Raw genomic sequence first — 21,802 nt, 5'->3', positions numbered from 1 at the left:
TGATATAATTTTCTAGAAATTTCTTAGGGAGGCGAAAAAAGTGAGCAGAGCATTATTTGAACCATTGACTTTAAAAAATGTTACGTTGAAAAACCGGATTGTCATGTCGCCTATGTGCATGTATTCTGCGGTAAATCAAAAAGGATTCCTCGAAGATTTTCATTTCACCCATTATACTTCAAGAGCCGTCGGCCAAGTGGGGCTTATCATTCTGGAAGCGACAGCTGTTTCACCCGAAGGCAGAATTTCAAATCAAGACCTTGGCATTTGGAGCGATGCCCATGTTGAAAAATTGGCAAAGCTTGTTAAACAAATCCAGTCATATGGCGCAAAAACAGGCATCCAGCTTGCCCATGCGGGAAGAAAATCACAAGCGGAGGGAGACAATCTTGCTCCTTCAGCGATAGCTTTTGATGAAAAAAGTCCGATACCAAAAGAAATGACAAAGGAAGAGATAAAAAAGACGGTCGAAAATTTTGCAGCAGGAGCCAAAAGAGCAAAAGAGGCTGGATTTGATTTAATTGAAATTCACGCTGCTCACGGTTATTTAATTAACGAATTTTTATCCCCTTTAACCAACAAGCGCGATGATGAATATGGCGGCACCCTTGAAAACCGCTACCGTTTTTTGAAAGAAGTCATTCAAGCTGTTAAACCAATCTGGGAAGGGCCTTTGTTTGTCCGCGTTTCCGCCAATGATTATCATCCAGACGGATTAACGATAAAAGATTATGTACGAATAGCTAAATGGCTGAAAGAAGACGGCGTTGATCTGATTGATGTCAGTTCCGGAGGCGTTGTACCGGCGGCCATTGATGTTTATCCTGGCTATCAGGTGTCGTATGCGGAAAAAATTAAGCAGGAGGCGCAAATTGCAACTGGTGCAGTCGGCATGATTACATCAGGAATACAGGCGGAAGAAATCTTGAAGAACCATCGGGCCGATCTCATCTTCCTTGCTCGTGAATTGCTAAGAAATCCTTATTGGCCTTATCATGCTGCACTGGAACTCAACACAACAATCGAAGCTCCGGTGCAATATGAACGAGGCTGGAAAAAATAAGGCAGGAGCCAGAAGGCATTCCTTCTGGCCGGACTGTCTTCTTGCACTTTTTTGATGAATTCGCTGCAGCATTTTCTTTCAAAACCGATTGGCTTCTTATTCTTTTCTTGGAATCGGCACAGACAAAAAATCATAAGCAACATCTGATTTTGGAAAAACTGCCCTTGCTTCAGAGACAAGCTTTTGCATATCTTCATCCCCTTGATATCTGGAACTGATATGTGTCAGCCATAAGTTTTGCGCATTGGCCTCCAGAGCGACTTTGGCCGCTTCAACCGTTGTGGAATGATAATAATTGTGAGCCAATGTTTCTTCTTCGTGGGCAAATGTCGCTTCATGGACAACGATATCGGCATTTTTGGCCAATTCTACGCTTTGTTGACAATACCTTGTATCACCAAGAATGGCCACGATTCTCCCCTTTTTCGGAGCGCCTAAAAAATCTTGTCCATTTAAAATGCGGCCATCCGGGAGTTCAATTGTTTCGCCGTTTTTCAATTTTTTATACAGCGGGCCGGGTTTCACTCCGAGCTGCTGTAACCGATCGACTAATAGCCTTCCGGGGAGATCTTTTTCCACAATCCGGTATCCGAAAGAAGGAATGCCGTGCTCTAGCTTTCCGGATTGGACAATGAACTGTTCATCTTCAAACACTGCCCCGCCTTCCTCGATTTCTTTGATCACAATCGGATATTGCAGATGAGTGTAGCTTAATTTTAACGTTTGTTCGACAAACTTTTTGATTCCGGAAGGACCGTAAATGGTAAGGGGAGATTTGCCTTCATGAAACGATCTCGTTCCCAGCAAGCCCGGCAGTCCGTAAATATGGTCCCCATGCATATGCGTGATAAAGATCTTTTCAATCTTTCTCGGCTTTATTGTTGTATGCAAAATTTGCTGCTGTGTCGCCTCCCCGCAATCAAACATCCAAATGGTGCCGCGTTCTTCCGAAAGGTCGAGAACGATCGACGAAACGTTTCGATTTTTCGCCGGAATGCCGGCTCCTGTTCCTAAAAAAACTAATTTCAATGGCATTTCCTCCCGTTCTTTTTGCTCCATTACAAATTTCAACATGTTCATTTATGTATAAAAAATTAAATCACATTCGCTTTGCCGCAAACAATGAGGCCGAGACCTGATTATTGTGTAAACTCACACTCACAGCCCAGCAAACATAGATTCCCGGCCAATCAAACCGCTTCCTTTTTACACAAAATTCAGGACTTAATCAACAATGAAACCAACAGGCCAATGTTTTTAATGGTGTAAAAAAACTCCTTATAATTAGGCTGGCCGCCTTTGGCCGGAATTCCTAATTACAGGAGCAACACCTTACCGACAAGAATAACATAAAATCCGCAAGAAATGAACAATAAATAAACCGAAGTTTTCAGCGGTTCTTTACCGCATGTGACTGCCCGCCTCCCAGTTAAAGTCTTAGCTCTTTTTTTAAATTTGGTTAGAATAACAAGCATCTGAAAGGATCGGATTTGAAATTGGCTAGCATTTTTAGGCCAATTCATTTTTGCACAATTTTATGGACTTGATTCTATTAAATAGGTGTATGACTGGAAATGATATATATTGTAAAATTTATGCTAAAATAGCACTATATATGTACTTATGGGTGAGGTGTGTATATGTCGCAAAATTTTCGCTTTTTAGAAGAAAAATGGGAAGTTCTCGCCCGTGTTGGGGAAACGGCAGAACGAAATGTCTATCAAAATCCAAATGTGGCGATAAGTGAACTTAGAAAATTTGCTGAAACTATAACAAAATATATTTTAGCGTTAGAAGAAATAAAGGAAGAACGCAGAACTGATCAACAGGAGCGTCTGAGAATTCTTTTTTATGAGCAAATTCTGCCGAAGGAAATATATGACTTATTTACGGTCATTCGTTTGAAAGGGAATCAAGCGGTACATAATCCGAGCTATGGTGAAGTAAATGAAGCCAAAGCTTTATTACATATGGCGTTTCGAATTGCTGTTTGGTTTATGGAAGTGTATGGCGATTGGTCATTTCAAGCTCCAGAATATATCGAACCGACACCGCAAACATCTATATCAGAAGATGAATGGAACGATGTAGTTAAGTCATACGAAGAAAAGCTGGCTCATTTGGAAACAGAGCTTGAGAAGATACGCATAGAACAGATATATATAAGCAGTGAAGAGAAGCAAAAACGACGTGAATATTCACAACGGGCAGTCGCTAACTTTGAATTGACAGAGGCCGAAACCCGTATTCTCATTGACCAGCAATTGCGTGATGCTGGCTGGGAGGCTGATTCAGAAAAGCTGCGTTTCTCAAAAGGAGTTCGTCCGGAAAAAGGAAAAAACATGGCGATTGCGGAGTGGCCTTTAAAACATGGTTACGCTGATTATGCTTTATTTATTGGCCCCGAGCTAGTAGGGATCATTGAAGCGAAACGTGCTAGTAAAGATATCCCATCTGACATTGAGCAAGCAAAAGAATATGCAAAACTTGTTGTTCGGCATGGTCATGAAGTGATCCATGAGCCATGGGGAGATTACTATGTTCCATTTTTGTTCGCAACCAATGGCCGCCCCTTTTTAAAACAGCTAGAACAAAAGTCAGGCATTTGGTTTTTAGATGCGCGGAAATCAACGAATCACCCCCGACCACTTCATGGATGGTACACTCCTCAAGGACTGAAAAATCTATTAAAAAAAGATACAGAACGTTCGGAACAATTTTTGCGTGATGAAAAATTTGATTATCTTAAATTACGAGACTATCAAGTCAAAGCCATTCAAGCGGTCGAAAAAGCATTGAAAGAGAAAAAACGCAGCATTTTAATCGCAATGGCAACCGGAACAGGAAAAACAAGAATGGCGATTGGTCTCATTTACCGATTGCTCAAAGCAAAGCGTTTTAATCGTATATTATTCCTTGTCGACCGAAAAGCTCTTGGAGAACAAGCGGAAAGCGCTTTTAAAGAAAGTAAGCTGGAAAATTTCCAAACGTTCACTCAAATTTATAGCTTACAATCGTTATACGATCAAAAACCAGATGATGAAACGAAAGTACATATCGCTACCGTACAAGGAATGTTAAAACGCATTTTCTACAACGAGAAAACAGAAGACATACCATCGATTGATCAATATGATTGCATTATTGTCGATGAAGCCCATCGAGGCTATACACTAGATAAAGAGATGAATAACATAGAAATTGAAATAAGAGATCACAATGACTATGTAAGTAAATATCGAAAAGTACTTGATTACTTTGATGCCGTTCGCATCGGTTTAACAGCAACTCCTGCGCTGCATACAACAGAAATTTTTGGACCACCGGTTTTCACTTATTCTTATCGTGAAGCAGTCGTCGATGGATATTTAGTCGACCATGAACCACCGTATCAATTTGAAACGGTATTAAAAAAGGAAGGAATCACTTGGGCCAAAGGTGAAACAGTCGACGTATATGATACGGTTTCCGGCACAATTTCACAAGAGTACCTTGAAGATGAAGTGAATATTGAGGTTGCACATTTTAATACAAAAGTTATCACAGAAAGCTTTAATCGTGTTATTATACAAGAGTTGACGAATTATATTTCTCCGGACGATGAAGGCAAAACATTGATATTTGCAGCGACAGATGATCACGCAGACTTAGTCGTACGTCTTTTAAAAGAAGAATTTGAAAAAGTATACGGTGAAGTCGAAGACAATGCGATTATGAAAATTACAGGCTCCATTAAGGATCCATCAGGTGCGATTCGACGCTTTAAAAATGAAAAATATCCAACTATTGTTGTGACGGTGGATTTGCTAACGACAGGTGTCGATGTTCCAGCAATTACAAATCTCGTCTTCTTGCGCCGCGTTCGCTCGCGGATTCTTTATGAGCAAATGCTAGGACGAGCAACGAGAAGATGTGAAGAAATCCGAAAAGATCACTTTAATATTTTCGATGCGGTTGGAATCTATGAGTCTTTAAAACCATATACAAGCATGAAGCCTGTTGTCACTCGACCAAATATTTCACTGACTCAATTAGTAGAAGAATTAGAAGGTTTAGAAAAAGAAGAACACCTTCAACATCAACAAGAACAAATTATTGCCAAAATCCAACGAAAAAAACGCCAATGGTCAGAGAAGCAGCACCAAGACTTTAAAGTATTATCTGGTGGAAAAACAGTTGATGAATTTATAGATTGGGTAAAAAACTTGAATCCTGCTGAATTAACTGGACAGTTAAAAGAGTACAAATCGATGTTCCGTTATATCGATGAAAATCGCTATCGGGAAAATAAACAATATATTTCCACACATGAAGATGAGCTTATCGGGGTCAAACGCGGGTATGGGAATGCGGAAAAACCGGATGATTATTTACAATCATTCGGGGAGTTTGTCCGGAACAATATGAACAAAATCCCTGCGTTAATGATTGTATGTCAACGTCCAACTGAATTAACGAGAGAAGAGTTAAAGAAATTGCTGCTTGAACTGGATCAGAAAGGTTTTTCTGAGAAAAAATTACAAGCAGCTTGGCGCGAGGCGAAAAATGAAGACATCGCAGCGGACATCATCGCCTTCATTCGCCAGCAGGCTTTAGGAGATCCGCTTATTAGCCATGAAGAACGAATTAAGCACGCTATGAAGAAAATTTACCAAATGAAAGCGTGGCCGCCTGTGCAAAAGAAATGGCTAGAGCGAATCGAAAAGCAGTTGCTGCAAGAATCCGTCCTTCATCCGGACCCTGAAAAGGCTTTTGAATACGAACCTTTTAAGAGCCGTGGAGGTTTTAAACAATTAAATCAAATTTTCGATGGACAATTAGCACAAATAGTTCGCGAAATTAATGATAATTTGTACAACTATCACCAAAAGAAGGAGCAAGCGTAGATGAACAACAGAGAAATCGTCCAAAAACTATGGAATTTATGCAACGTGCTTCGTGATGACGGCATTACGTATCACCAATACGTCACAGAGCTAACGTATTTGCTGTTCTTAAAAATGATGAAAGAAACCGGCCGAGAATATATGATTCCAGAAAAATATCGCTGGGATTCGTTAGTAGAAAAAGACGGAATTGAACTGAAAGAGCATTATCAACAGCTGTTGCTTGATTTAGGAAAAGAGGAAAATGAATTATTAAAACAAATTTATACAGATGCGACATCGAATATTAGAGAACCAAAGAACCTAGAAAAAATTATTCAATCGACCAATAACTTAGATTGGTACAATGCGAAGCAAGAAGGGTTAGGGGATTTATACGAAGGGCTGTTAGAAAAAAACGCAAGTGAAGTAAAATCGGGAGCGGGGCAATATTTTACGCCTCGCGTCCTTATTGATGTCATTGTCGAACTTGTCAATCCCGAGGCGGGCGAACGCTGCCATGACCCTGCTGCGGGAACATTCGGCTTTATGATCGCAGCAGATCGCCATGTTCGTAAACAGACCGATGATTATTTTGACTTATCTCAAGAAGAAATTGAATTTCAAAAATACAAGGCATTTTCCGGTGTAGAGCTTGTCAGAGACACGCATCGTTTAGCGGTCATGAACGCGTTGCTTCATGATATTCATGGGGAAATCTTGTTAGGAGATACCCTCTCTTCACTAGGTGAAAGTTTGAAAAATTTTGATGTGATTTTAACGAATCCGCCTTTTGGAACAAAAAAAGGCGGCGAGCGGGCAACACGAACAGACTTCACCTTTACAACATCGAACAAACAGTTGAATTTCTTGCAGCATATTTACCGCGCTCTCAAGGCAAACGGCAAAGCTCGTGCCGCTGTTGTTCTTCCAGATAACGTCTTGTTTGAAGGCGGGGTAGGAGCCGACATTCGCCGTGATTTAATGGACAAATGTAATTTGCATACGATTTTACGCTTGCCGACAGGGATTTTTTATGCCCAAGGGGTAAAAACGAACGTCTTATTCTTCACCCGCGGGACATCAGATGTCGGCAACACAAAAGAAGTATGGGTATACGATTTACGAACAAACATGCCTTCCTTTGGCAAACGGAATCCGCTAACGAAAGAACATTTTGAAGGATTTATAAAAGCTTACACGGCAGAAGACCGCAGCCAAGTCAAAGACGAGCGCTGGAATGTGTTTTCACGTGAAGAAATTGCAAAAAAAGGCGACAGCTTGGATATTGGTCTAATTGCTGATGAATCCTTGTCCGTCTACGAAAACCTGCCAGACCCAATCGAATCTGCAGAAGAAGCGGTGGAAAAATTAGCACTAGCGATTTCGTTACTAAACGAAGTCATTGCCGAGTTAAAAGCTGTCGAACAACCTAACACCTACCAAACGGATTTTAAAGAAATGCTAAAAGTCGCAGAAACATCTGAGGTGCTTAAAAAATGAGCAAAAAGAAACAAAAATCGTTGGAAGAACTACTAGAAGAAGCATTAGTGCCGGAAGAAGAACAGCCTTATATAGTTCCAAAAAATTGGGTTTGGACTAGAACTTGTATTATACATGAAATAGTAACTGGGGCTACTCCATCTAAAAAAAATAATGAGTATTATGGTGGAAATTTTCCATTTGTTAAACCCGGAGATTTAGATCAGGAAGATTCGGTGATAGTAGCTTCTGAATATCTTACTGATAAGGGTAAAGAGGTAAGTAGAATAATTCCAAAACACTCAACATTAGTTTGTTGTATAGGTTCGATTGGAAAGACTGGATTTAATTTAGTAGAATGTACTACAAATCAACAAATAAATTCTCTAATTCCGAATAAAAAAGTAATTTATCCGAAATACACATACTATTTTTCATTAAGTTCTACTTATCAAAATTTATTATTGAAATCTTCTTCATCTACAACCGTATCCATAATAAACAAAAGTAAAATGTCTAAACTTCCATTTGCGCTTCCACCTTTAAACGAACAAAAACGCATTGCTGAGAAGATTGAGCGGCTTTTTGCAAAAATTGATGAAGCAAAGCGGTTAATTGAAGAAGTGAAAGAATCTTTTGAGCTTCGACGGGCAGCGATTTTGGATAAGGCGTTTAAGGGACAATTAGGTACAAACGATCCTAACGAGAAGAGTATGTTTGAAACTTCTAATCACATAAAAGAAAAAGACCTTATCCCAAAAGAAGAGCAACCATATGAAGTGCCAAAGAATTGGGTGTGGGTAAAAACAGGTGCTATTTTTGAACAAATTAAAGAACAGGTACTACCAATTGGAAATGAAACCTATGTAGGTTTAGAGCATTTAATAAAAGGAGGAGGTATATCTCATATTGAATTAGCTAAAGACATTAAGAGTAAAAAGGTTGTTTTTAAAAAGGGAGATGTATTGTATGGAAAGCTTCGTCCTTATTTGAATAAGCATGCAATTGTTGATTTCGATGGTGTAGCTTCTACGGATATACTAGTATTTAGGACTGAACATAAATATCTTAACCAACTTTTAGACTACTATTTGGGACTTCCATCGACTATAGATTATGCAGTTTCAAATAGTAATGGTATTAATCTTCCAAGGGTATCACCAAAAAAAATGAATGATCTCCCTTTCCCGCTTCCACCAAAGAATGAGTGGAAAAAAATAGTTAAAATTTTAGATAAAATGTTAAATAATTTAATTGAAGAACAAACTTTAATTGAACAATTGGAAGCGGAATTGGTTTCAATAAAAAATTCGATTTTATATAAAGCCTTCCGCGGCGAGTTAGGTACAAACGATCCAGCCGATGAACATGCGATTGAGTTGTTAAAGGAAGTGTTAAAATCTAAATAAAACATTTATGTAAGAGCTCATTCAGTGAGTGAACTTTTACCGCTTTCAATGTTGAAGCGATTAACCTTTTATGTGAATAACAAAGCAAGCTGTCAACACTCAAAGATTGCGAAGGCTTAAATAGATGTATACGTGAATTAGCCGCTTCCTGCGATGAATCGGCGAGAAAACCATGAGAATTGATGCTGAGGCGCGGTGTTTTGTGCCCCGCCTTTTGCGCTGCCTCCCGGTGTAATTGAGCAAAAGGCGCAAATCGTTCAGGCAGACCGCCGATGATGCCCAGCGCCATCGGAAGACCGAGCATGCCCGCACGGACGGCAGACTCTGGAGTTCCTCCAACGGCTATCCAAACCGGAAGCGGATTTTGCAGTGGTCGGGGATAGACCCCTAGATTGTCCAGCGGCGGACGATGTTTTCCCGTCCATGTAACTCGTTCGGATTCCCGCAGCTTGAGCAAAAGATCAAGCTTTTCCTCAAAAAGCTCGTCATAATCTTTCAGGTCGTAGCCAAAAAGGGGAAAGGATTCGATAAACGAACCGCGGCCGACCATGATTTCAGCGCGGCCTTGGGTGAGCAGATCCAAGGTGGCAAATTGCTGGAACACCCGCACCGGATCGTCCGAGCTTAAGACGTTTACCGCACTGGTCAACCGGATGCGTTTAGTGCGGGCACCAGCGGAGGCAAGCACCACCGCAGGAGCCGAAACAGTGTAGTCGGGCCGATGATGTTCACCGATGCCAAACACATCCAGTCCGACCTGATCGGCCAGCTCAATTTCTTCTATCAGATTCTGCAGCCGTTCCCCCGGGCTGATCAATTGGCCTGTTTCGGGATCAACCGTCCGTTCTCCAAATGTGTAAATGCCGATTTCCATCCGTTTTCACCTCCCTTGATTTGCTGTTCGTTCATACTGACGTTAGATCTATCTTATGCTATTTTTTCGATGCCAAGCAACAAAAAGGGGCTGAGGCAGCAATTGCCTACCTTCAAGCGGCCTTTTTATCTTATGGCTAGGCTGGTTTGGACATTCCATCGTGAGCAGAATGGACTGTCATGGGGAGACGGGATGTGCCCAAGCATTGGAGAGGGAATCGACAGCCCTTAATTTTGTTATAATGGGCGTACATTAAAGACGACAATATACAATCACTACTTTGTCTTTAATTTTACAGAGTAAATCCAAGTTCTTTACGGATGAACCTTTTAATGTCCAAATTTCAGAGATTTTGTACCATATCTCTATTTTTCTCCTTGTTGGATTCTCCGCTTTTTTCTCTTTCGTTTTTATTTATAAAAGAAAATGCAGTGAGCAGTACTAAGATGACAAGGCAAACGGCAGAACCGATCATATTATTCTTATTAAAGATAAAAGAAATAAAGATTATCAATAAAGAAACGATGGCCAATATCGTTGTATATGGGAAACCTTTTACTTGAAAGTATGGTTTCGTCTTATACTGCGAACGAAGCTTAAGTTGAGCTAGACAAATGCTCGTCCATAATAAAAGAATCGTAAAACCAGGTATCGTCATTAAGTAGCTGATGACTTGATCGGGAGTCATGTAAGCTAAAAATACTCCAAGTAAAATACAGATGGCTGTAACTATAATACAGTTAATCGGTGTTCCTTGTTTGGAAATCTTTAAAAACCTTTTTGGAGCTTCACCGCTTTGAGCCATGGAATATAATGTTCTGGAAGTTGCATAAATCCCTGAATTAGCCGCTGATAAAACGGCAGTAATAAGAACAAAATTCATAATATGAGCGGCTCCAGGAAGCCCTGTGATGCTCAATACTTGGACAAATGGACTTTTTTCCCCTGTCACTTGATTCCACGGCATTAAACCGCAAATAATAAGAATAGGAAGCATATAAAAGAGAATAACTCTCCACATCGTTCCTTTAATAACTTTTGGCAAAACTTTCTCTGCATCTTTTGTTTCTGTAAGAGTAACACCAATTAACTCAGCCCCGCCATATGAAAACATGACGACTAAAAAGGCGCTTAACATTCCTTCAATTCCATAAGGAAAGAACCCGCCGTGTGCCGTGTAGTTAGCAAAAGGATCATCAATATTGCTTGGAATCATTCCAAATAAAATGCCAAAACCTAATAAAATGAAAGCGGTTAATGCGAAAATTTTAATTCCTGCAAACCAAAACTCAATTTCACCATAGTACTTTACTTGAAACAAATTCATTCCGACGATCAAAACGGTGCAAAAGAGACTTAAAAGCCATAACGGTACGGATGGAAACCAATATTTTAGGAAGCTTCCTGCTGCTAAAATTTCAACAACGGTGACAATAATCCAATTGATCCAATACAGCCATCCTACGATAAAGGATATATGAAAGCCAAAAGCTTTATAAACAAAATGCTGAACGTTTAAGTTCGGATAAACAATCGCCATCTCAGCCAATGCCGCCATGACAATAAATAATAACAGGCCTCCAAATAAGTAAGCAATAACGACACTTGGACCCGCAATATTTAATGTATCCGAGCTTCCTTTGAAAATACCTGTTCCAATCATGCCTGCCAGCGCAATAAACTGAACATGTCGAGGCAATAGCCCTTTTTGTAATGCTTGATTTTTTTCCATAGTGTTCATGCCTTTCTGTCGCATTATGAAATAAAATATACTAGAATAACTGTTAATAAATTTTTTACTTAAACGCTTTTAAGATTATATGCTTTTATGCATGTAAGTATAAAAATAAAATATGTTTCTAGTATATAATATTCCTGCGATTCAGCAAGAGAATAATAATGAAAACTTATTGCTATCGAAATGTGGGAATTTATGGTGAATTGTTATGCACGGGACTTCAAAGATAAGCGAACATTCATTGCAGAAAAGGTCTATTTTTCATCTATTAGTTCTATGAAGTTCGTCCCAAGAGGTAACAGAGGGAATGTTTTGTATGCGAGTCTTGAGAAAAGTAACAGGAAGATCCAAAACACTATTTTAAAAAGTGTTTTATTTTTCGAGAAGATAAAATAACGCTATAATTTTTTTGTAAAAAAATTATCTTTGCAGCCGACAAATTCCACCATTAAAATCTTCCCGTCATCCGTATAATCTTAATCGTGTATGATTTATAGATTACCTTCTAACAGGTTAGGAGGAGGCGGAAATGGGAAATCAATATCAGACGCGTATGGAGAGACGTCAGAAAAAGCAATCAGCTTCTAAGAAATCTCCGCTCATAAAAATTACGACAGCCTTTATTCTTGCGATTATCATAACGATGACTATGGGCGGTATCGTGGTATTGTCTTACATCATCAGCGCCCCTGCATTAGACCCGAAATTACTGAAAGATCCGTTATCCTCAACTGTTTATGATATGGATAATAAAAAAATCCGGGATATTTCAGGAAGCGAACATCGGAAAATCATCAAAATCGAAAATATACCGAAAAATGTACAAAATGCGTTTATCGCAACAGAAGATGTGCGGTTTTTTGAACACCATGGAATCGATTTGAAACGAATCGCGGGTGCCGCCGTTGCGAACGTAAAAGAAGGATTCGGCGCTGAAGGCGGAAGTACGATTACCCAGCAGGTAGTCAAAAATTCATTCTTATCGCCTGAAAAAACACTTAAGCGAAAAATACAGGAAGCGTACTTGGCTGTTCAGTTGGAACAACACTATTCAAAAGAAGAAATTCTTGAAATGTATTTAAACAAAGTGTATTTCGGTCAAGGAGCATACGGTGTTGCGACAGCGGCAGAAACGTATTTTAACAAATCCGTGAAAAAACTGACGATTAGCGAAGCGGCGCTGTTGGCGGGGCTGCCGCAAAGACCAAGCGAATATGATCCGTTTAAAAATCCGGATTTAGCTGAAAAAAGAAGAAATATTGTATTGTCCTTAATGAGAAAGCACGGTTTTATTACCAAAAAAGAAGAGCAAGATGCGAAAGCGATCCCGGTTGCAAAATTATTAAAGAAGAAAAAAGAAGGACCAAAATACCAAGCGTTTATTGATCAAGTCATCAAAGATATTGTTGATGCCGGAATATCAGAAAAGGATATCTATACGGGCGGTTTGAAAATTTATACAACCTTGGATCCGGCTGCTCAAAAATTTACAGAAAAAGTGCTGACAACTGATCAATACATTAATTATCCGGACGATCAGTTCCGGGCAGGAGTCGTGCTCCTTGATACACAGACTGGCGCCATCAGGGCAATTGGCGGAAACCGCAGCTCAGATCAAGAAGTACAAAGAGGTTTTAACTACGCAACACAAACGAAAAGGCAGCCAGGTTCGACAATTAAGCCGATTTTGGATTACGGCCCGGGAATCGACCATTTCAAATGGTCTACATATAAACAGTTCTTTGACGAACCGCTCACCATCCATGGCAAAGAAATCAAAAACTGGGACGGGAAATATCGCGGCAGTATATCGATGCGAAAAGCGTTGCAATGGTCTTACAATATACCGGCTGTAAAAGCCTTTTTGGAGGTAGGAGAAGACAGGGCAAAAGAGTTTGCGGAAAAACTCGGAATTCCGCTCGATCAGATCTATCCTTCATATGCAATCGGAGGTTTTAAAAAAGGTGTGTCTCCGCTTCAATTGGCTGGGGCGTATGCCGCTTTTGGAAACGAGGGCATTTATCATAAGCCATATACGGTAAGGAAAATCGTGTACCCAAACGGTAAAGAAATCGACCTTTCTTCCAAACCGGTAAAGGCGATGAACGATTATACCGCCTATATGATGACCGATATGTTGAAAACCGTCGTGAAAGAAGGAACAGGGCGACTGGCGAACATTCCAGGACTTCCGCTTGCAGGAAAAACAGGGACAACCAACTTGCCGGAAAATATCCGGGGAGATGGAACATCTGATGCTTGGTTTGTCGGCTACACGACACGTTATGCTGCTGCGGTTTGGACGGGATACGACAAAACGACACAGGAAACGTATGTGACGAATGAGAAAGCAAAAATTTCAAGGCTTATTTTTAAAGAAATCATGTCCCATGTTTCTGAAAAAATAGAAACACCTGATTTTGAAAAACCGGACAATGTCGTTGAAAGAGTGGTTGGCGGACGCACTGAATTATTTGTAAAGGGAACATCAATCCCAGTAATACCAAAACAAAAAGAAGAGGATAAGAAAGAGGATCAAGAACAAGAAGAAAATCGGGAGCAAAATAAAGAGAACAATCAAAAGGAAATGAATGAAAAGCAACAAGAAAATTCTAAGAACAACGAAAAACAACCTGAGGATACGAAAAAAATAGAGCAGCCTACCCAGCCTCCCGTCAATGATCAGCCGCGGCAACCGGCTAACAACGGCAACGGCCAAGAAAACGGCCAAAAACTTCCAGAGGGAACTAATGGAAGTGGCGGATCAAATCATAACGGAACCGGTGGATCGAATAACAACGGAAGTGGCGGGTCGAATAATAGCGGAAATGGTAGTGGATCAAGCAGTAATAATAATGGTTCGGGAAACGGGGCTGGTAAAGGCGACAATCCGAACGAAGGATCACAATCTGGAAAACAACCACCGGATAACAGCAGCCAGTAAACATAAAGGCTGAAAAAACAAGCCGGATCACGTTCATAAGTGTTCGGCTTGTTTCCTTAGTCATCACTTCTAAAAAAACACAAGATCGACAAGAGCAAGTCCATAAAGTCTAAGTAGATAGAATTCGCAATCTTCGTAAATATATGCTTATGCTGGTTTGGTGTTATGCAGCTATGGATTGATGCAGTTTTCGCTCGCCATTCATTTATCCTTTAAAATAAAAAACAAAAAGAAAAACTGCTTGTTTGCCAGTTTTTTTAATATCGCGGTTTTGGTTAGAATAAGCATGCAATCCATTGGGACCGCCCTTTGCATACAAGCCGTAAAATTGGTAACTTTATGCTGGTCATAAAAAGGAAACGTTTCCGCGGGCTGGACAATTTTACACTTGGATTAAGAATTGCTACTTTACTTTTTTCTTCACCAAAAGGTAAGCTGTTCTCTGTTTTTCCATCAGGAACTTAATATATAATTTGTGAAGCTCTTTCTTTCGCTTGGAAATTAGACACTTAACAGGTTTGGGAGTATATGGCTGCCCGCTGGATTGGGTAATCTTTCATAAGCGGACCGTTAGTTTACTGGAATAGCTGGAAAAGGTTTTATCATATGGTGTACTTGATAAATTTGCATAAATGAAGTAATAATTGGAGGTAACGAACTTGACGTTTCTTTGCGGTTGCAGCAAGCCCTAAATTTATCAGTTTCAACAAAATTTTGGACGTTGCGCCTTAATCTGAGGAGGCGATTATATGATTCGCGACTGCGGGAACATTAAATTTATATTAAATGTTTGCATTTCAATAGTGACAAGTGATTTTATATAATGTCGCACAAAATGTAATGGAAAAGTAGGTGTCTTGAGGTGATTCGTGACAGAGGCCGTATCAAATGGGTTTCAATGATGTTACCGGAACATGTAAAATTACTAAGGGAATACAATGAAAGTTTAGATAAAGTCGAAAAACCGGTTTTGGATGAACAAAAATATGAAGAATTTAATAAAGTTATCCGTAGGGCTAAGGAAGAAAACATTACTCTACAATTCACCTATTATCAAAAAGGTGAAATGAAGAAACTTGTCGGCAATATTCATTATATTGATCAGCTAAAAAGAGAATTGCGAATTGTTGATTACTTGACTAAAAAACATGTTTTAAAATTAGGAGATATTATTGAAATTGAGCAATACTAAGAAAACAGCATTGTAATAATAAAAGGGCGCACCCCAAACTTTGACATTCGCCATGTCAGGGCGCGGGGTTGTCCGAAAAGTGGTTTTTCAGCCTAAATCATAAATAAAGCAAAACCCATCAACATTCTTGGGCCTTTTATTTGGAAACATATAACATGAAAATGGCCTTTTTAGACAGCCCCCATGTAAAAGCATGGGGCATAGATCATCCTTAAAGCCTCTCAAAAGCCCTAAGAAGCTCTCACACGCTTTCTAAGGGCTATCCTATTTTTTTTATTTCCGCCAAAAAGTTGAACAGTCTGCTTTATCCTGAATATTAAATTCAATTATTTTCTCAAGCAATTCGTAATTTACCGGCTCATTCCACGGAATTCGAAACAAGCCTTTGGTAGCGCTGTAGCCAGCTTGTGCAATGTCATCGGCAAAGTGGGCAATGCCTGCTTCTTCGGGTGAAACGCTCAAATGATGCTTCGCTGTGGAAAAGCCGATGATAAATGTGCCGTGATCGGTAAACATTGGCGTATTCCACTTGATTTGCGGTTGCAAATTTGGGAATTTATTAGCAACCCACGCCAAAATCTCCTCTGTTCTTTCGCGGTGGTCGGGGTTATCGATACCTGCTAAATATTTCGCAAAAACTTCCATGTCTTCCTCCTTCGATATTATGCTATTGCCGCCAAAACTTCGAATTCTCAGCCTTATCCTTGATATTAAATTCAATGATCTTCTCTAGCAATTCGTAATTAACTGGTTCAGTCCATTGAATCCGGAACAAGCGTGAAGAAGCGCTGTAGCCAGCTTGGGCGATTTCATCGGCAAAATGCACCATTGTCTCTTTTTCCGGTAAAATGCTCAAATGATTCTTTGCTGCGGCAAACATAATGATGTATGTGCCGTGATCGGTAAACGTAGGCTTGTTCCACTTGATTTGCGGTTGCAAATTTGGGAATTTATTAGCAACCCACGTCAAAATTTCCTCTGTTCGGTCACGGTGGTCGGGATTATCGATACCTGCTAAATATTTCGCAAAAACTTCCAAGTTGTTCCCTCCTAAAATAAAATTATGTAGTTCAGAGAAGTTCCTCAAACCCATTCGTCGTTAAACTCCTCACAGAACCGATCAGACACGTTCTTAAACAACACCTATTTCCAACTATATATTTTAAACCTGGATAGTCAAAATGGCTTAAAAATGCAATTAGAGGCTTTAAAAAGTATCAGACTTGTATCGCCAGCAATAGCTGGTCTGTCCAAAAGTATATAACAACATGTCATCTATAGCTACATAGCATAAATCCTATTTTTAATTTTCAACTTTGCAACAGAACCCACTAATATTTATAAAGCATTAGAAACAACAGATAAAAAACAACAAAAAACAATATTTATTCCAATTCCTTTTTGTGGAGAAGCTCTTTTGCCTTTCTTTAACTGGTTAGATCAACACGGTCACTATCATGGATGAGAAAAAAAGAAAAGTGGCCGTTTCGCTGCAAAACATTTTCGATGTCAGTTCCAAATAAGCGGTTGACAGCGGAAATGTGATAAAATGAAGGAAAATTGCAAAAGAGGATGATTGGAAACATGAACATTTCATTTACAGATCAAGCGGTCAAAAAACTGATGAAAGAACTGGCAGCCGCTGAAAACCGCTATGTGAAACTGAAGTATGAGACGGACGGGTGCGGATGCGTCATGAGCGGCGTCCCTGTTCTTTGGCTTGTAAAAGAGATTGAAGAAGGCGACATGAAGATCGACACCAATTTTGTTCCGGTATATGTTGAAAAAGCAAAACTTATTTTTCTGGATGATGAATTAAAGATTGATTATCATGAACAAAAACAAATTTTCACCCTCAAAAGTCCGTCGCAAATATACAACTCGAGAATGAGATGTATTGTGAAATGAGGGAACGAAATGGAAAAACGTCTAGCCTCTTTAAAAAACACTGCTTTGAATAAAACATGGGTATCTTTTCTCCATGATAATCATCCATACAGCCTTCTGCATTGGTCTGTGGGAGGAATAGGCCATGAAAAAAAGGATGTGTGGCTTATCCAAGATGAACTGACTTTTGAAACAACAGAATTCCCAACCATCGATGATGCGTTGAAATGGATGGAAGAAAATATGAAAAACATTCATGATGTGTTGGGATAACGATTTTGCCTTTTTAGTTCAAGATGGCGAAATGAAACAAGTTAACCATGCTGTGGTTCGCTGCGGCATGGTTAAATGCATTTACGGCTTGTGTCCGCTCTTTTGATTAGCGGGTCAGCTGTCATTTTTTTAGAATTAGCAAAGCGTAACACGATTTTTATTTATTCTGAAAATTTTTGAAAAAATATAAAAAAATATTGCGAAAATAGAGAATAGTGTGTATTATATTTATAAAGACTTAATAAAGTCGCTGGAAAAAGTAAGTTTTGGCAACTTCAGCTTATACTTAATAAGTTGTTAAACGATGATAAACAAAATAAGTGATGATGAGAATAGCAGAAAGGAAAATGCAGTACAAAATTTTGAAACTTAATAAAGCCATTGGAAAAAATAAGTTTTGCCTCGCATTCATAGTATTCCAACGTTTCATAGCATCTTCATCCACAACAATTACACTTGCCCGCAACTTTAGTTAAAGCAAGTTCTTTTCCAGGAAACAGGCGATTGAATGAAGAAAACAACAAAATAACAATAAAGAAGGTGAAATATTGCGAAGGACGGGTGATTTGAAATTAATTCAAGAATTAAATCGATCCATTGTATTAGATACAATCCGTCAATACGGCCCCATCTCTAGGGTCGAAATTTCCAAAAAATTAAACATTAGTCCGACAACGGTCACATCGGCAGTCAATGAACTTATTCATGAGGGGCTGGTGCGAGAGGATGGGATTGGGGCTTCCAGCGGCGGCAGAAAACCAATTTTGCTGCGCTTCGATCCGAACTGTTATACATTAATTGGAGTATCCATTCGATATTCCACCATTACAATTGCAGAGATGAATTTAGAGGCGCAAATATTGCGGAAAGAAATTTTTTCCACACACTCGCTTTATGGTGAAGCTGTTGCCGATTTTATTATAGAAAAATTGAAATGTTTCCTGAACAGCGATGACAGCTATAAGAAATGCATAGGCATTTCAGTGATCACACAAGGGCTTGTGGACTATGATAAAGGCGTGATCCGCTACAATCCAAAACTCAAGATGCAAAACGTGCCATTGAAGAAGATCCTGAAAACGCAATTTGATCTGCCTACTTGGCTGGACAATGATACAAATGCTTATATTTTAGCGGAAAAATACTTTGGAGCACATCAAAATATCCAAAATATGATCTACATCGAGATTGGAGAGGGTGTCGGTGCAGGAATTTTTGTAAATGGAACGATTTTCCGCGGTGCTTCCGGAAGTGCCGGAGAATTCGGGCATACAACGATCGATCGGGGAGGGATGAAGTGTGATTGCGGAAACAATGGTTGTTTAGAAAACTATGTGAGTTGGCCGGCAATTTACTCAAGAATATTAACATTTTTATCCAATGGCAAAGATTCTGTTATAAAGGAAATGGTAGACGGCGATATTACGAAAATTGCACCTGACGTATTTGTGAAAGCGGTTAACTTAGGGGATCATTTAGCCCTCAAAATATTAGATGAAATCGTTCATTATTTGGCAAGCGGAATCATTAATTTAATCCACCTTTTTAATCCTGAGGCCATCATATTGGGAGGGGAGATCATACTAAACAACGCCATCCTCCTCTCAAAAATTAATGAATATGTTTCAAAACATGCACTAGAAGCCCCGCTGGAAGATGTAACGATAAAATCAACATCGCTCGGACAAGAATTTGAAATGGTTGGCGCTGCATCAGTCATATTGCAAGAAAAATTTCAGTTTACGCTCAATTAAATGAAAAAGAAAAGAGATTCCAGTTTTTCAGAAGAGCATCATCCAAAGATACATGGGGGGGTAAGCGACCGTGAGAAAAAGCGCATGGTGTAATTCAGCAAAATAAAACCATTTTGGTTGAGGGAATGGAATTTCCCATATAAAAAATGAAATAATCGGCCATCATTTTAGGTGGAAAAGCTATTATAGGTGTAAATGAATTTTCAAGAAAACACGAGATTTCATAAGAAATTGAAAGAATATAGAAGGAGGTTGAATGATGTTAAAAGGCATAAACCAATGGTGTTATCCCGATGGCACTTCGCTGGAAAAAGTTTTTGAATTTAGCAGCAAGGTAGGTTTTGATGCTGTCGAACTGAATCTATATCCTCCAGACGGTGTCGGTTTGACGATGGAAACGACTGTCCGGGAAGCTGAGCGCATCGCCAATTTAGCAGCATCATACGGCTTGAAGCTGAAAAGCATTTCAACAGGTTTGCTTTGGCAATTTCCATTATCATCCCCGGATGAAAGCGTGAGAGAACAGGGCAGAAAAGTGATTTTTAAACAACTTGAACTTGCAAATACTATGGGCATTGATTCCATACTCGTTGTTCCCGGAGTTGTGACAAAGGAAGTTTCTTATGAAGACTGTTACGGCAGAAGCCAGGAAGAATTGAAAAAAATAATGGACGAAGCAGAAAGATTGCAGGTAAATATAGGAATTGAAAATGTCTGGAATAAATTTTTATTGTCGCCCATTGAAATGGCAAGATACATAGATGAAATTGGATCAGAATATGCAAAAGCATACTTTGATGTGGGAAACGTATTGCAATTCGGCTTTCCCGAACAATGGATTAGAATCCTTGGCAAACGCATTTGCAAAGTGCACGTCAAAGATTTCAACACCCAAGTTGGAAATATAGCAGGATTTGTGCCATTGCTGGCCGGCGATGTGGATTGGGCGGCAGTTAAAAAAGCGTTGGATGAAATAGAATATGATGATGTACTGACGGCAGAACTGGCGCCGTATTCGATAAATCCATATCAATTGGCAGAGGATGCGTCACGCCATATGGACGTAATACTGGCAAGCGGTTCAACCGTTGGAAATCATTCTTGATGGCCAAAATAGCAAAAACTTATTTTTCGCAGTGGAAAAAGTGCAATATATGATGATTGGAAACAAATTGACGGCAATATAGGGGGGGAGCCATTTTGGAGAAAGTGAAGGTTGGATTTATTGGAGTCGGTGGGATTGCAGCTGTTCATTTGGCGAACATTTCGAAAAATCCTTATGCGGACATTACAGCGGTTTGCGACATTATTGCAGAAAATGCCCAAAAAAAGGCTGAACAATTTGGAGTTAATTGGTACACAAGCGCCGATGATCTTCTGGAAAAAGAAAAGCTCGATGCGGTTTTCCTATGTGTACCGCCCTTTGCACACGGCGATTTAGAAGAAAAAATTGCCTCCCGAGGGATTCATCTGATGATTGAAAAACCGGTTGGTTTGGATTTGGAAACGGTTCGCCGCAAATCAAAAGCCATTCATGATTCCGGGGTCATATGCGGGGTTGGATACTGCCTCCGCTACTTGGATACCGTTCGGAAGGCAAAGGAATATTTAAAAGATAAAACGATTGCAATGATTCGCGGCTACTATTTAACATCTTTTGTACCTACTCCATGGTACCGTGACATCGAAAAATCCGGGGGGCAGCTGGTGGAACAAGCAACCCATACCGTCGATTTGATGCGATATTTAGCAGGCGATGTTCAAAAAGTGTACGCTGTTATGAGCCTGAGAGTATTAACGGATATTCCGAATATGAACATACATGACGTAACTTCCGTTAATTTGTTATTTGAATCCGGCGCCGTCGGACACGTGGATTGTTCAATGACACAGCCCGATCATCGATCAGGGGTTGAAGTATTGGGAAAAGATTTCCGGGTTCATATTGATGGCGTAAACTTGACAATTACAGAAAAAGACTCAACGATCGAGCATAGATCGAAAGTGGATTTTTATGAAGAACAAGATAACCAATTTATCGCTGCTTTATTGGAAAATAACCCTGAAAGACTGCTCTCTTCATACGATGATGCATTAAAAACACTTGCCGTGACTTTGGCTGCCAATAAGTCGGCCGATATCGGCGAACCGGTGATAGTTGCATCTGCTTGAAAAAGATAATGTCTAAATAAAAAAGTCCTGCGGTAATATGTCAAGGTGAAAAATCATAGAAATTGGAAATTCCCTTGTCCGATGATCCGAAAAAAGGCAATACTGAAGAAACCCAGTATTGGTACATGTAATAAACTGGGTCTAAAGGT

Annotated in this window: 16 protein-coding genes; 11 read left to right on the top strand and 5 right to left on the bottom strand. The window is 39.6% G+C overall.

All coding sequences use genetic code 11. The annotated features are described in order from the left end of the window. The first annotated feature begins 40 nt into the window (after positions 1 to 40). Positions 41 to 1,063 carry an NADPH dehydrogenase NamA gene (namA, locus tag AC0KTX_RS02365; RefSeq protein WP_474250633.1) on the top strand — a complete coding sequence of 341 codons (1,023 nt, stop codon included), beginning with the start codon at positions 41 to 43 and terminating at the stop codon, positions 1,061 to 1,063. A 96-nt stretch (positions 1,064 to 1,159) separates the two neighbouring features. On the opposite strand, the gene rnz is transcribed toward namA, so the two are convergent. Continuing rightward, entirely contained in the window at positions 1,160 to 2,092 is a 933-nt protein-coding gene (gene rnz / locus AC0KTX_RS02360) for a ribonuclease Z (protein ID WP_474250632.1), read from the bottom strand. 611 nt (positions 2,093 to 2,703) lie between these two features. On the opposite strand from rnz, the gene hsdR reads away from it, so the two are divergent. Genes hsdR through AC0KTX_RS02345 form a run of 3 tightly spaced genes read left to right on the top strand, consistent with a single transcriptional unit; the run spans position 2,704 to position 8,819 of the window. After that, entirely contained in the window at positions 2,704 to 5,949 is a 3,246-nt protein-coding gene (gene hsdR, locus AC0KTX_RS02355; RefSeq protein WP_474250631.1) for a type I restriction-modification system endonuclease, read from the top strand. Continuing rightward, positions 5,950 to 7,431, top strand: a complete 1,482-nt coding sequence (locus AC0KTX_RS02350; RefSeq protein WP_474250630.1) for a class I SAM-dependent DNA methyltransferase — start codon at positions 5,950 to 5,952, stop codon at positions 7,429 to 7,431. It begins immediately after the preceding gene. Further along, positions 7,428 to 8,819, top strand: coding sequence for a restriction endonuclease subunit S (locus AC0KTX_RS02345; RefSeq protein WP_474250629.1), 1,392 nt, complete (start codon positions 7,428 to 7,430; stop codon positions 8,817 to 8,819). The genes AC0KTX_RS02350 and AC0KTX_RS02345 overlap by 4 nt, the downstream gene beginning before the upstream one ends. Here the strand turns inward: AC0KTX_RS02345 and AC0KTX_RS02340 are convergent. Beyond that, positions 8,812 to 9,693 carry an LLM class flavin-dependent oxidoreductase gene (locus AC0KTX_RS02340; RefSeq protein WP_474250628.1) on the bottom strand — a complete coding sequence of 294 codons (882 nt, stop codon included), beginning with the start codon at positions 9,691 to 9,693 and terminating at the stop codon, positions 8,812 to 8,814. The genes AC0KTX_RS02345 and AC0KTX_RS02340 overlap by 8 nt on opposite strands. A gap of 343 nt (positions 9,694 to 10,036) precedes the next feature. Beyond that, complete coding sequence (locus AC0KTX_RS02335; RefSeq protein WP_474250627.1) at positions 10,037 to 11,425, bottom strand: amino acid permease; 1,389 nt, start codon at positions 11,423 to 11,425, stop codon at positions 10,037 to 10,039. A gap of 535 nt (positions 11,426 to 11,960) precedes the next feature. Here AC0KTX_RS02335 and AC0KTX_RS02330 point away from each other — a divergent pair. Continuing rightward, on the top strand, positions 11,961 to 14,375 hold the full coding sequence (locus AC0KTX_RS02330) for a PBP1A family penicillin-binding protein (protein WP_474250626.1): 2,415 nt from the start codon (positions 11,961 to 11,963) through the stop codon (positions 14,373 to 14,375). 862 nt (positions 14,376 to 15,237) lie between these two features. Beyond that, positions 15,238 to 15,567 (top strand): YolD-like family protein, encoded by a 330-nt coding sequence (locus AC0KTX_RS02325; protein WP_474250625.1) that lies wholly within the window; start codon positions 15,238 to 15,240, stop codon positions 15,565 to 15,567. Positions 15,568 to 15,840: 273 nt separating this feature from the next. On the opposite strand, the gene AC0KTX_RS02320 is transcribed toward AC0KTX_RS02325, so the two are convergent. Beyond that, a complete protein-coding gene (locus AC0KTX_RS02320) occupies positions 15,841 to 16,212 on the bottom strand; it encodes an iron chaperone (RefSeq protein WP_474250624.1) in 372 nt (123 codons plus the stop codon). A gap of 22 nt (positions 16,213 to 16,234) precedes the next feature. Then, entirely contained in the window at positions 16,235 to 16,606 is a 372-nt protein-coding gene (locus AC0KTX_RS02315) for an iron chaperone (RefSeq protein ID WP_474250623.1), read from the bottom strand. A 545-nt stretch (positions 16,607 to 17,151) separates the two neighbouring features. Here AC0KTX_RS02315 and AC0KTX_RS02310 point away from each other — a divergent pair. The 5 genes from AC0KTX_RS02310 (at position 17,152) to AC0KTX_RS02290 (ending at position 21,653) form a co-directional block, all read left to right on the top strand. Next, positions 17,152 to 17,475, top strand: coding sequence for an iron-sulfur cluster biosynthesis family protein (locus tag AC0KTX_RS02310; protein WP_474250622.1), 324 nt, complete (start codon positions 17,152 to 17,154; stop codon positions 17,473 to 17,475). 9 nt (positions 17,476 to 17,484) lie between these two features. Continuing rightward, entirely contained in the window at positions 17,485 to 17,727 is a 243-nt protein-coding gene (locus AC0KTX_RS02305; protein WP_474250621.1) for a DUF2552 family protein, read from the top strand. Positions 17,728 to 18,293: 566 nt separating this feature from the next. Beyond that, complete coding sequence (locus tag AC0KTX_RS02300; protein ID WP_474250620.1) at positions 18,294 to 19,481, top strand: ROK family transcriptional regulator; 1,188 nt, start codon at positions 18,294 to 18,296, stop codon at positions 19,479 to 19,481. Between the two features lie 259 nt (positions 19,482 to 19,740). Continuing rightward, positions 19,741 to 20,586, top strand: a complete 846-nt coding sequence (locus AC0KTX_RS02295; RefSeq protein WP_474250619.1) for a sugar phosphate isomerase/epimerase family protein — start codon at positions 19,741 to 19,743, stop codon at positions 20,584 to 20,586. Positions 20,587 to 20,681: 95 nt separating this feature from the next. Then, positions 20,682 to 21,653 carry a Gfo/Idh/MocA family protein gene (locus AC0KTX_RS02290; protein ID WP_474250618.1) on the top strand — a complete coding sequence of 324 codons (972 nt, stop codon included), beginning with the start codon at positions 20,682 to 20,684 and terminating at the stop codon, positions 21,651 to 21,653. Positions 21,654 to 21,802: the final 149 nt, after the last annotated feature.

It is taken from the genome of Aeribacillus sp. JST-2, assembly GCF_056032925.1.
The sequence above is the reverse complement of the archived record's forward strand: the minus strand, read 5'-3'. Positions and strand labels throughout refer to the sequence as shown.